This is a genomic window from Rhodohalobacter sp. (genome assembly GCF_041686455.1).
Classification (GTDB): domain Bacteria; phylum Bacteroidota; class Rhodothermia; order Balneolales; family Balneolaceae; genus Rhodohalobacter.
On the sequence record NZ_JAWLDW010000076.1, the window covers coordinates 1 to 13,310 of the forward strand.

The 13,310-nt window shown below is 42.5% G+C and carries 6 protein-coding genes and 2 pseudogenes; 1 reads left to right on the forward strand and 7 read right to left on the reverse strand.

What is annotated here, in order from left to right; genetic code table 11:
- The 3 genes and pseudogenes from ACESM0_RS09410 to ACESM0_RS09420 form a co-directional block, all read right to left on the reverse strand.
- A pseudogene (locus tag ACESM0_RS09410) lies at positions 1-189 on the reverse strand (phosphopentomutase); the annotation flags it as partial.
- 17 nt (positions 190-206) lie between these two features.
- Entirely contained in the window at positions 207-1,670 is a 1,464-nt protein-coding gene (locus tag ACESM0_RS09415) for a GAF domain-containing protein (protein ID WP_372905858.1), read from the reverse strand.
- A gap of 14 nt (positions 1,671-1,684) precedes the next feature.
- The gene (locus tag ACESM0_RS09420) at positions 1,685-3,478 is read right to left on the reverse strand and encodes a M3 family oligoendopeptidase (RefSeq protein WP_372905860.1); all 1,794 of its coding nucleotides are present in this window, start codon (positions 3,476-3,478) and stop codon (positions 1,685-1,687) included.
- Between the two features lie 334 nt (positions 3,479-3,812).
- On the opposite strand from ACESM0_RS09420, the gene ACESM0_RS09425 reads away from it, so the two are divergent.
- The gene (locus ACESM0_RS09425; RefSeq protein ID WP_372905862.1) at positions 3,813-7,466 is read left to right on the forward strand and encodes a multifunctional oxoglutarate decarboxylase/oxoglutarate dehydrogenase thiamine pyrophosphate-binding subunit/dihydrolipoyllysine-residue succinyltransferase subunit; all 3,654 of its coding nucleotides are present in this window, start codon (positions 3,813-3,815) and stop codon (positions 7,464-7,466) included.
- Between the two features lie 187 nt (positions 7,467-7,653).
- On the opposite strand, the gene folE2 is transcribed toward ACESM0_RS09425, so the two are convergent.
- The 4 genes and pseudogenes from folE2 to ACESM0_RS09445 form a co-directional block, all read right to left on the reverse strand.
- On the reverse strand, positions 7,654-8,553 hold the full coding sequence (gene folE2, locus ACESM0_RS09430) for a GTP cyclohydrolase FolE2 (RefSeq protein ID WP_372905864.1): 900 nt from the start codon (positions 8,551-8,553) through the stop codon (positions 7,654-7,656).
- Positions 8,554-8,574: 21 nt separating this feature from the next.
- On the reverse strand, positions 8,575-9,006 hold the full coding sequence (locus ACESM0_RS09435) for a 6-pyruvoyl trahydropterin synthase family protein (protein ID WP_372905866.1): 432 nt from the start codon (positions 9,004-9,006) through the stop codon (positions 8,575-8,577).
- 233 nt (positions 9,007-9,239) lie between these two features.
- Entirely contained in the window at positions 9,240-12,155 is a 2,916-nt protein-coding gene (locus tag ACESM0_RS09440) for a TonB-dependent receptor (RefSeq protein WP_372905868.1), read from the reverse strand.
- A 144-nt stretch (positions 12,156-12,299) separates the two neighbouring features.
- Positions 12,300-13,310, reverse strand: a pseudogene (locus tag ACESM0_RS09445) (T9SS C-terminal target domain-containing protein); the annotation flags it as partial.

Genomic DNA, 13,310 nt, shown 5'->3' on the forward strand with positions numbered 1-13,310 from the left:
ATCACATTTATCCACAGACTTCAGCGGTTCTATGTTTCCAAGGCCAAGCCGTTCAAAATTTGGGAGTTTTACTTCAGTAGCCTCCAAAACGTGCCCTAACGTATTTGTTCCCTTGTCTCCATATTCACCGGCATCTTCTTGTGCACCAATCCCTAAACCATCAATTACCACTACAAAAAATCTTGACATCTAATCAAAGGCTTTATTTAAAAATTACTGGCAGAACGGGCTTGGTTACCATTCATGGCATCCGAAAGTTTTCTTTTAGCCAGTCTTATCTGCTCAAACTGGTCACCGCTATTCGGTTCAACCTCTATCATCCCATATGTAAGAGAAAGTTTGATTTTCTGTCCGCCCAGAATTTCTACTGGCTCTTCCAATTTTGAATCGACTGCTGCAATCCACTTCTCACAAGCCTGATCATCATTACCGGTTATAATTGCAGAGTAAATGTAATCTGAGTTAAATCCAATTAACCCTGAAGAACTATTCCTGCCAGGGTTGAGAATATTCACGACAGATCGCTGGAGCCTTTTTAAATCCTCAAGTCTGAATCTGGATCGCAACTCCTGCAGGTTATCAATGGTCACAAAACCAAACCAGGTCTTTTCTTCCGATCTCCCCAATCTTTTAATTTGAGTGGCAAGAGTTCGCTCCCAAATTTCCGGGATGAAATTACCATATTCACTTGTAAGGATATCTTTATCTACATCCACTTTCCCCTGATTAATCTGAATGGATAGTGATGCAACCCTTACCAGATTTTTTAGCTTATGCTTTACAGAATCTTTGAATGTTAAGGGGTTTTTATCATAAGCTACCACCACCGCGTGGCGCCGGTCGTGAATCATAATTGGAATGGCATATGTAGCGCCGTCCGTATTTGTCTCCGCACCGGATATGCGTTTTGGATTTTGATTGAAATGAATCGCAAAAACGTCCCTGCCTTTCTGAAGAGCATCATACGCAACACTTTTCTCCTCCATCAGCAGGCCCAGCTTTGGGTAGCCGGGTGATTTGGATGACCTCAGAATACTGCACCAACTATCCATTCCACGTGCAACAACTGACACACCACCGGAGCGTAAATATTTCTGAATCTCCGCAGCCATTACTTCTAGAACCTCAGCTTTATGCAACTTTGGAGTAATGCTTTCTAACGACTCATCATACCTCGCCCACTCTTTTTCGCTCTCATAAAGATCTGTGAGTTCAAGGTAGGTATTCAGTAAGTTCAAAAGTGCATTTCTATACGCTGCTAACACATCTTCATAGTCGGTTAAATTGATCTGAAATTCAGTCTCAACAACCGTCAAGGCAACGGTTTCGCCATTGTTGATAAATGGAATTAGCGTGAGGAATCTAACCGGCACATGATCGTGATAGTGGCTCAAATCGGAAACCGAAAAATCCTCTTCTACTTTTAGCTGTACTACATTTTCGATCTCTTTGAAGTTAACCAGATAGTACTCATCAAAAGCGATCCGGTCTTTAAACATCACATTTGGGAGAATAGTAGAACTGGTCTCCAAAACAAACTGTTGTCGGGTACGATTAACCCAGTACATATAGACCGTATCTGCTTCCGTTGATTTACGCAACAGCTGCATAATATCTTCCAAGGCGTGTTTAAATTCGAGGAGTGCTTTTTCTTCTCGCTTATTGTCCATCAAAATCTGTTTTATTAGAGACTTTCTGCCAATTCTTCCGCCTGATCGATCATAGACTCAAATAGGTCGAGACCCCGGTTCCAAAAGCCTGAGTCACGAATATCGATATCCATTTTGCCAACAATATTGTGTGGCCAGTCAGAACCACCCGCTTCAAGAAGTTCAATATACCGATCTGAAAATCCATTTTTTTGATTTTTATATGCATCATAGAGTGCCAGAACAAGCAGTTCTCCAAACGCATATGCGTACACATATCCCGGTGTATGTAAAAAGTGAGGAATATAGCACCACCACAATTTATACTCGTCGGTAATGGTGATTGAATCTCCGTAAAGATCGTTTTGAGTCTCCACCCAATGCCTGGAAAAATCTTCTGTAGTTAATTCGCCTTCCTCACGTCGGGTAGTGTGTATCCGGTCTTCAAAACGATTCATCGAAACCTGCCGGAAAACCGTCGCAATAGTGTCATCAATTTTACTGACCAACAGGGCCAATTTCTCTTTTGGATCATCTATGTTGTTCATCAGCTTATTAAAGACAAGCATTTCACCGAATACGGAAGCTGTTTCTGCTGTTGTAAGCGGCGTAGATGACTGCAGTTCTCCCTGCTTTCTGGACAGGTACTGATGAACCCCGTGACCCAATTCGTGTGCCAGAGTTTGCACATCCCTGAGCTGTCCGTCAAAATTCATAAATACATATGGGTGAATATTTGTAACCGTACTTGCTGAATATGCGCCACCTCTTTTTCCCGGACGAATGGCCGCATCAATCCACTTTTTATCAAAAAATTCTGTGGCAATAGATTTCATACGCGGGTGAAAATCACCATAAGCTTCCAGAACCATCGACTTTGCCCGGTCCCATTTTATCGTCTCCCTGTTTTTGGCGATTGGAGCATAGCGATCGTAGTCGAACATCTCATCAACACCCAGAAGTTTTTTCTTGAGCTTGTAGTACCGCTGAACCAATTCATATCGTCCGGTTACGGCCGTAATCAGTGCTTCTACGGTTTCGCTATCGGTTTGATTGGAAAGATTTCTCGATGAGATCCAGCTTTCGTAGCCACGAAGTTTATCGTTGGTATATTTATCGGCCAACAGCGTATTGAAAATGAACGTAAGCGACCGTGAAAGTTCAGTAAACGTCTCGGTTAAAGATTCATGAGCCCTTTTACGCAACTCCCGGTCAGGATTGTGCAGTTTACTCAACACCTGCTGTTCGGTCATCTCTTCGCCATCCAACTCGAAACGGGCAGCACCAAGTGTTTCATCAAAATACCTATTCCATGCAGACCGGCCGGTTACAGACTTTGCACTCATCACCTGCTCTGCATCTTCTGAAAGAGTGTGATCTTTATACATCCTTGAAACACGAAGATAGTGTTTCCATGGGAAAAGCTCTTCCGAGTGGATCAGCTCCTCAGCACGATTATCGTCCAATTTCATCCACTCTACATCAAAAAACACAAGCTTCTGGCTGAGCTCGGATCCAAGTTCGTTGGCCTCCTGTAATAATTTACCAAGTTTAGCATCTTCGGTATTGGTAGACCAGATCAAATGCGAATAAGATCCTATTTTCCCTGCGCGCTGAATCAGAGATTCGTACGCTCTCAGCGCATCTGAAAACTCAGAGGCCGATAGTGCAGAAATTCGTCCATGGTACTTATCCGCAAATTCATCAGCTTCTTTTAGTAATTTCTTTTTGTCCTCTAGTAGTTTAGGGTCCTCCGGCGATTTGTAAAGATCGGAAAGGTCCCATGTTACGTTCTCAGCCCCTGTTTCTGTTTTGTTTTTACTGCTCATAATTCAAGCGCGCCATTAAATGATTGGTTATTTATTTAAACTGAATATAACGAATGAAATGACTATGATGAACCCGGAATTGAGCCCAAATTAACGTCTTAAAACTAAGCGATATTCATCGTATTTTAATTGCTAAATGGTTAATTTAAGAACTTATTAAAAAATTTAAGCTCAAAGCATCTTAATATTGCATTATCATATCGTAATGCACTTGAATTAATTTTGAGTATGTGATCATAGATCAGATAAACGATTATTTTTAGCGATTAAGCTAATTTGAGCAAACAATCTGCCATACACATTTTTAAACTCAACAAAAGACACACTCGCTGTTTTGAAATCACTTGAATCTGTATTTGGACCCAATTCAGCTCTTGTAGAAGAGCTTTACGAACAATATCAGGCCGATCCAGACTCTGTTCCCAATCACTGGCGAAAATACTTCGATCAAATTGATGGCAACGAAATTCCTGCCCCTGAACAGACTGCCGAAAAACCTGCTAAATCTGAGAGAAAAACAGAGCCTGAGGCAAAGAAAGAGCCTGCCAAAGAAAAAAAGAAGAAAAAACCCGCTGCTGAACCGACTATTCCTGAGGGGGCCGAACTTGAGAAAATCAAAGGAGTGGCTTCCAAAATCGTAGATAACATGGATGAGAGTGTGGAGGTACCTACTGCCACCTCATTGCGTGTTCTCCCGGTTAAAATGCTTAACGAAGACCGGTCTATTGTAAATACACATTTGCTCAAGCGCGGCGAACCCAAAGCCTCTTTTACCCATTTTATTGCTTGGGCAGTTATTCGTGCCCTTAAAGATTTTCCGAGTATTAATGCGTACTACTCTCAAAAAGATGACACGCATTACAAAGTCCATCCGGGTCAGGTAAATCTTGGTATTGCTATTGATCTTGAAAGCAGAGACGGATCCAGAAACCTGGTGGTTCCAAATATCAAAGGTGTGGACAAGATGAACTTCAAGGAGTTCCTCTATGCCTATGCCGAACTAATTAAGAAAGCGAGAAACGGCAATCTGGAAGTTTCAGACTTTCAAAATACAACTATCAGCGTCACTAATCCCGGAACGATCGGTACTGTCTCTTCCGTGCCTCGTTTGATGAAGGGACAAGGTGCAATTATTGCAACGGGTGCTATCAACTACCCAGCTGAATTTCAGTCCATGGCACAGGATGTGCTCAATCAACTGGGTGTAAGCAAAGTGATGACTGTGACCTGTACATACGATCACCGTATTATTCAGGGAGCCGAATCAGGAATGTTCCTTCAAAAGATTCACCAGCTGCTTAACGGGGAAGAAGATTTTTACGATACCATTTTCCGCGACTTAGAGATTCCTTATCAGCCGCTGCCTTATGGAGAGGATAAATATGAAGGACAACTGAGTGGCAAAGCGAATACCCTGGAACAGGATCGGCGTGCTATCGCAGTTTGGAGACTCATAAACATGTATCGAATGCGCGGACACGTTCTCTCTGATCTGGATCCTCTAGGATCAGGTCCGGGAAAAAGTCCTGAGCTCGATCTTGACTACTATGGTCTCACACTATGGGATTTAGACCGAGAGTTTTTCTGTGACGGACTTGGTGGCAAGAAGACCGCAAAACTGAGAGACATCATCCAGCTCCTGAGAAATACGTACTGTGGTAAAATTGGAGCCGAGTACAAGCATCTTCTCGATTTGAATGAGCGAAGGTTTCTGCGTGAGACAATGGAATCGACCACTAACAGCCCAAATTTATCCAAAGAAGAGAAAGAGGATATTCTTCATAAGCTGAATCAGGCGATAGCTTTTGAGCAGTTTCTGCACAAAAAATATATTGGCCATAAACGATTTTCACTTGAAGGTGCTGAGACTCTTATTCCGATGATGCATTTCCTGATGGAAAAGGCGGGTGAAAAGGATATAGAGAAATTTTTCCTGGGCATGGCTCATCGCGGGCGTTTGAATATTCTTGTGAATATCATGAATAAGCCCTACCGCAAGGTATTTGCCGATTTTGAAGGAAATATCGATCCGGACACCATTCAGGGATCCGGTGATGTGAAGTATCACCTTGGCTCTAAGGGAGCTTATGAAACCAAAAGTGGCAAGGCTATTGAACTTGAACTGCTGCCAAACCCAAGTCACCTCGAGGCCGTAAACCCCGTGGTTGAAGGTGCAACCCGTGCAAGTCAGGATCACTTTGAAGGTGACGAGGACGCCAAAAAGAAAATTGTTCCTGTACTGATGCACGGAGATGCTGCTTTTGCAGGACAGGGAGTTGTTGCCGAAACATTGAACATGTCGCAGCTGAGAGGCTACGAAACCGGGGGTACAATCCACTTAATCATCAACAATCAGATTGGATTTACCACACTGCCCGAAGATGCCCGATCTACAGAATACGCTTCCGATCTGGCTAAAATGATTTTAGCACCTATTTTCCACGTCAATGGAGATGATCCCGAGGCTGCCGTTCACGCTATGAATCTGGCAATTGAGTATCGGCAAAAATTTGGGAAAGATGTTGTTATCGACCTGATCTGCTACCGTAAGCACGGCCATAATGAGGGCGATGAACCTGCATTTACGCAACCCGGCATGTACAAAGAGATCGACAATCATGATCCGGTTCGAGACATCTATGTTAAGGAGTTACTCCGAAAAGGTGAATTCAGTGAGGAGGAGATTCAATCAATTTTTGATGAGTTTGACGATCTGCTTAATGAAGCATTCGAAAATGCAAAAAGTTCACCTGCTCTTGAGGTGACGGATAAAATGCTCGACAGAACCGAGGAACCTCAAAAAGAGCGTGAAGAATTTCCCGTCACAACATACTCTATTGATGAGTTGAAGGAAATTGCTGTTAAGCTGAATACCGTTCCTAAAAACTTTGACGCAAACCCTAAGCTTCTGCGCCAACTGGCTAAGCGAGCCGATGCAGCTCAAAATAATGAGAAAAAAATTGACTGGGGATTTGCAGAAGCTCTGGCATTTGGTTCTCTGCTTAAAAGCGGGCGAACAATTAGGTTAACCGGACAGGATGTGGAGCGTGGAACATTCTCGCATCGACATGTGGTACTGCACGGTACCAATACAGCTCAGCGATTTATCCCTCTCAATAACCTCGCCGAAGAACAGGGACCATTTTATCCTTTTAATAGCTTGCTGAGTGAGTTTTCCGCTCTTGGTTTTGAATTCGGTTACTCTGCAGCCAAACTTGATGCTTTGGTAATTTGGGAAGCTCAATTTGGTGACTTTGTAAACGGTGCTCAAGTAATCATCGATCAGTTTATTTCTGCTTCCGAAGCGAAGTGGGGACAAAAATCTGCACTGGTCATGACACTTCCTCATGCCTATGAAGGACAGGGTCCTGAACACTCTTCTGCAAGGCTTGAGCGATTTTTACAGCTTTGCGCTGAAGATAACATGCAAGTTGCGAATCTTACCACGCCAACTCAGTACTTCCATGCACTGCGTAAACAGACTTTACAGGAGTATAAAAAGCCGTTGATTATTATGTCTCCAAAAAGTCTACTGAGACATCCACTTGCGGTTTGCAGTGTTGAAGAGCTTGCAGAGGGAAAGTTTATGCCGTTTATAAAGGATGAATCCATAGAGAATTTAGAAGCTGTAGATAGAATTGTAATCTGTTCGGGCAAGGTCTACTACGACCTCTATAAGGAACGGGATGAACGAGGACTTGGAAATGTAGCTCTGGCAAGACTAGAGCAATTTTATCCATTCCCTGATAAGGATATCTCGAGCTATTTGGACGAACTGAGTGACGTAAAAGAAGTTGTGTGGTGCCAGGAAGAACCTCAAAATATGGGTGCCTGGAACTACGTTGCTCCACGTTTTATGGAAATTCTAAATGATGGGCAAAAACTTACTTATGCAGGCCGTCAAGCATCAGCCTCTCCTGCAGCCGGTCAGAAGAAAATCCATGAAGTTGAGCAAAATAATCTGATAGAAAAAGCGCTCAATATCTAAAAGTCTCTTAAGTAGTTAAGACAAAAAAAAGACGATTGATAACTCAGTCGTCTTTTTTGTTTGGGGAACGGCAGTAGTCATCTATAATTATTCAAAACAGAGAAAGTTCTCGACGGGGCTCGAACTGATGTTTATTGAGCTTAAACTCTAAAACTTTGACTAACTGTCTAATGTTTGAAGCCAAACTTTACCTTAAACCGTTGGGAATACCTTTACAGATTCGGCTAACAGCATCATGACTGTGTAAACTCTCCAAGTGGGCACATCGAACAACAAAGTCTCGAATTCGTTCGTCTGTATTGAGTTCATCATAAAGCAATCGTGCCGCATCTTCCACAAATTTTTGATAAGCACCATTCATCTCAGCAAATGCCTGTTCATCTTCGCGCTTTACCATAACCTGAGTTTCGGTCTTAAGAGCCTCACGGCACGCCATTACCAGGTCGTCCAGCATCATCTCGCTGTTCAGCTGTACGGTGATATTTGCCACACTGCGTTGACTATGAGGAATAGTAGCAACATCACGTGTTTCACGGGCGTGCTCAGCCAGCTCAAACGAACATGGACATGCGCTGCTATATTCAAAATCCAGATGAACAAAGCGTGTAAACACTCCATTTTCATCCAGTTTTCCTTCAATAGCCACGTTATAATACTGATAGCCACTCATACCGGATCGTAAACTCTCCTGAAGCATCGGGTAGCTGAAAGAGAGTTTTAAAAATGCAGATCGACTTTCCAGGTCTTCCTGATACTGTTCTAGAATATCCTTCAGTTTATCAGGGTGAAACACATCATCCTTATATTTGTAGAATGTGCGCATTATCCTGCTCATATTAATACCCTTTTTACCGGCATCGAGCCCAACATAACCATCTACGGACGTCTCCAGAGTCACGAGTTCACCTGATGGTGTAGGATATTTCAGCGGAAGTTTAAAATTGGAAATACCAACCTGTTGAATGGGAACATTTGCGCCTTCAATGAGTGATGAAGGTCCGTTTTGCAAATCGGGCAAGCTCTCTTTGTATTGCTCCGTTACTACAAATGTGGGGTCGTAAAATCGTTTTAGATTTGTTGAAATCATAATTCAGTCTATTTCAAAAATTTATAATGCCCGATTAGGACAATATTCAGCAATATTTCGTTCAGTTTCGTAAAGTTTTACAGAGTAGAGAGTAGAATTTCCGTGAGCTGCTTCATTCACGTCTTCTTCAAGTTCTTCGAAAAAAGCCCTCACCAAATTCTCTGATGTTGGAATTACACCTTCGAGAAATTGTACCTCGAGGTTTAAGTTTTTGTGATCGCACGGTTCAAGTATTCGATCGTTGATGATTGATTTCAGTCTCCCCAAATCAATAACATATCCTGTCTCCGGATTTGGTTCTCCGGACACGGTTACTTCAATCACATAGTTATGGCCGTGCCAATTCGGGTTATTGCACTTACCGAAAGTCTCTTCATTCCACTCGTCAGATTTATTGGGATTGTGAAGACGGTGAGAAGCGTTAAAATGCGCCTTTCTTGTTACAAATATCAATTTCTTTGTGTTTTAATATTTATTGAACCACGACTATTTATTCTAAAAATAATCAGTAGAAGTATAATCCATTTTACACGGATCAATTATTGAAACACTGCAAATATGTTTACGGTTCCCACAAATTCGTTGTACAAATTATGACGAAATGAGAGTGTGAAGGATAGATAAAAAAAGCCCGTACGTTCAAATGAACGTGCCCGGGCTCAGTAGGAATTATTTATTAATTGGCGTTAGTTAATTCGGTAGGTAAAGCTAAGCTTAAAGGTTCTACCCGGGTTTAAGGCGCTGTTTGTAAAGTAAGTACCCTGATCTTCCTGGTACTGTACAACACTGTAGTCTAGCAAGTTGTTAATACTCAGAGATGCAGACATTCGATTTAGAAAACTCTTCTGCACTCTAAAGCTCATATCCGGCAGCGGTCGCGAGCTCGTCAGCCTGCCTTCATCATTAAGCTTACCATTCACTTCATAGATATCGGGTGCCGCTCCTGATCCATTTGCTGCGAGTCTTGCACCCGCAATATTTGCGTAGAGCGCCGCATCCCATCCGGTTTGACTGTTTTCGTACATCAGCATCATGTTAACCAGGTAGGGCGACTGAAATGGAAATGGTCTGAATGCCTTAATAGATGGATCCAGATTCCGTCGTGTCTTCAATTCATTCTCTCCCAGATCTACTCTTGAACTGGTATATGTAAAGTTTGTTGAGAACTTGAAGTTGCGTAGAGCATCAGCAATAAAATCCAGCTCTTTTCTGAACTCCATCTCAAATCCAAAAAGACGGCCATTGTTTGTATTAACATATTGGTATTGGGGCTGATCGGATGCAACGTCCAGCTCCCTTACAATCGGGTTGGTAAAGTCTTTGTAAAAGGCACTCGCAGCAAGCATTTCTCCGGCATTTGGAAAAATTTCGTAACGAATATCCAGATTAATCACATTGGTTCGATCAATATCAGGATTTCCAACTACAGGAAATCCTCCCAGCAGGTCAAATGATGCGAACGGGGCAAGCTCTCTCATATTTGGCCTTGCCAGTGTCTGACTGCCGCTAAACCTCAGGTTCGATTCTTCATTGAGAGCATAGATCACGTTCATAGATGGTAAAATGTCTACCTCGTTAATACCACCTTCAGTTACAGACTCTCCCCTGGAACCCGGAGTGATTGAAAAGTCTGTATGTTCAATACGTGCTCCACCAAATACTTTTAGTTTTTCTGATATATCCCAAACTCCCATCAGATAACCTGCGGCAACTTGTTCCGAACCTTCATAGCTGTTTTCCGGTCGTGTTTGATCGCGATAGGTTAATCCAAGGATGAGATCACCATTCCCATCTCTGCCCAATATTCCAGTATTATTTCGAGAGAAGTAATTAGCAAAGTTTCCGGATGCTTCACGAAAACTGAGAAATTCTGAATTTGAGGCATCAGTTCCGTTATTCTCAAGCTGAAAGCGAAATTCGTTGAAATTGCGATCTTTCTTAGTAAAAAATCCTCCTGATTTTACACTGAATTTATTTGAAAATTTATATTCCAAGTCGAGCTTTCCATTGTACTGTGTATCATCCAAATCTCTGAAAAAATGGAATGGCAACTGAACTTCCCGTACATAGAAGTACTGCCCACTTTCGTCTACCGGTGAACCGATAAATCGCGTATTTGGCTCGTACTGGCTAGACTTCACATAGTTACCGGACCATCGAACTTCCAGATTGCTAAAGTTATGGCGACCCTTTAGTTGATTATTAAACAGTTCACGCTGTACAAATGAAATTACCCGGTTGTTATAAGAACCAGATGACAATGCCCCCGGGTAGGCACCATTCTGCATATCCAATACAGATTCCGTCGCATTATTATTGTAGATGGTAGTAAATGTGATCTCATTTTTTTCATCAACCTGCAGAGTAGTTGATCCTATCAAACCATTATTCACCTCATCTATACTTTCACTGCCATTGTTGAGTTGAAACTCCTGCATTCGGCTACCGCTTCCATCCGGAATTCGTGCCGTATAGTTGTTGATCTCACGTTCATCATATTGAGAAAATGATTTACTGTAATTGATTCCTACATTATACCCAAGTTGTGTTTCCCCGAAATAGTGACGGTTCCCAAAGGAAATATTCAGACTATGATCCAAACCCGGCGTCTCCTGCTGCACATAAAAAGGCCTGTCAGAAAAAGACTGCATTGTTGAATTAAAAGCCGAAATATCCTGATCACTCAACTGGTTATTCTGAATTTGTATTAAATACAGGTTCAGCCGATTTAAATATTCATTATCTGACCAATCAGATTTTTTCTTTCTTGACCCATCATCAAAGCCCAATCTGCTTAAACTATTGTTGATCGGATCACCCAAAAAATTCTCGTTAAATGTGGTTTGATCGTTAAAACTCACCGATGTACTTAATCTGAGATAATATCGATCCGGAAGTGATTTGGTTGTAATATCTACGGCACCACCGGTAAAATTGCCGGGCAAATCGGGAGAAAAAGTCTTTTTAACCACAATATTATCCACCATGCTTGATGGAATGAGGTCTAAACTTGCGCTGTTTCTGTAGGGATTTGTAGTTGGCAGCACAATACCGTCCATACTTGAAATACTGTAGCGATCTCCCAAACCGCGCATTACAATAAACTTTCCTCCTTCCACAGAGGCTCCGGTTACCTGACGCATGGATTCAGCTGAATTACTGAACCCTATCCGGTTAATTTCTTCTGAGGATATCCCATCCTGTACCGGAAGTGATTTCTTTTGCAACCGAAGCAGTGAGGCTTCATTATTATCAATTCTTCTGGCTGAAATAATCACTTCATCCAATTCCTGATTTGACTGAGACATGGTAATATCGAGCTGCGTCACCTCACCCTCTCGCACTTCTACGTCTTCCACAATTTTTTTCTGATGGGTAATGTATGAGAATTCAACAGTGTAAGTACCGGGATTTAAACGAATATTATATTTTCCGTTTATATCAGTTACGCCTCCATCTGAGATGCTGGGAACATAAACATTCACTCCGATCATCTCTTCTCCGGTCTGCTCGTCAACAACAACACCGGTTAATGTTCCTTTTTGGGCCAATGCTGGTACGGCTAACAGCAGACTGATTAATATTGAGAAAAAGTATTTCATTGAGTTATCAAATAATGGTTGGTTTTAATACTAGGTGAAATTAACCGTCAAATGCTTCCTCAGCGTTACCTGTTTGTTAAGCTTGTGTAAACAAAAAAGGGGAGCCTCATCAGCTCCCCTTCTTTATCTGTGATCTCTTGAAGATTAGTCAGCAAGATATCCGTATCGTGCAAGTGTAGTCCAGCCGGAAATCCAGGTTGTCTGTCCGGGCTCAAAAGCACCCACATAGTTTGTCTGATCTACATTTGAATCTGCAACGGTTACAGCAAGTGACGTTGCTGTGGCAGACGCAGGAAGTGGATCCAACACGCCGCACCCTTGAGTACGGCATACATCGCCCAGCTCAGGATCTTCAAATACATTATCCCGGTCATTTAACCATGCTGCAGTGATGGAGCCGTCGGCATCTCGTGCGTTCTCGCCGGTAACATCGATCATGGTCTCTATGCTTGAAGCGTTCCCTGTAAACCAAATATTTCCTGCAATGGAGGCCTCATCGCCATTTACATTATTAATGGTTCTATCATAGGAGTCTTCAGACTCACCCTTGTCCTCAATCTGAATTCCAAGACCGTTAAAGTCTGTTACAATCGAGTTGTAAAGTGAGTAGGCGGAACCATCCCGCATCATTATTGCACGTGCATCTTCACTGCGTTCTGTGCTGTTAAGTCCAAGCCCAATAAATGTGGAGTTATATAGACGAGCAGTAGAGTAGGATGAATTATTGTCTGGCTTCGCACCATCCCATTCACCTCCGTGGTCGGCTCCGTTGCCGCCTTGAAGGGCAAACAGATATTGGCCTGTTCCTGACCATCCGAGGTCGAAGTCAAAGGAATCATCTTCGGCAAATGCAACTGAAATATTCTTGATATCTACAGTGCCACCGAATATCTCAATACCATCATCAGCTGAAACAAAGATGTCGATATATTCAATTGTTGTTCCACGGCCTACCCCACCGAGTGTCAATCCCTGAATCTCGTCACCCGGTCCGATTTCGGCACCTGAGAATCGAATAGACACATATTTTAATTTACCTGAGCTGTGGTCTGGGTCATCACCGCCATAAAGGGCTCTGGCTTCACCATCCGGGATACCTTCAATCTGAACCTCGTTAGCTCCTTCAGAATCAATCGGAGCTTTACCGAGCATAAT

Excerpts from the sequence above, each read along its gene's own strand:
- ACESM0_RS09415 (WP_372905858.1), bottom strand. The coding sequence starts at position 1,670 with ATGGACAATAAGCGAGAAGAAAAAGCACTCCTCGAATTTAAACACGCC.
- ACESM0_RS09420 (WP_372905860.1), bottom strand. The coding sequence starts at position 3,478 with ATGAGCAGTAAAAACAAAACAGAAACAGGGGCTGAGAACGTAACATGG.
- folE2 (WP_372905864.1), bottom strand. The coding sequence starts at position 8,553 with ATGATTTCAACAAATCTAAAACGATTTTACGACCCCACATTTGTAGTA.
- ACESM0_RS09440 (WP_372905868.1), bottom strand. The coding sequence starts at position 12,155 with ATGAAATACTTTTTCTCAATATTAATCAGTCTGCTGTTAGCCGTACCA.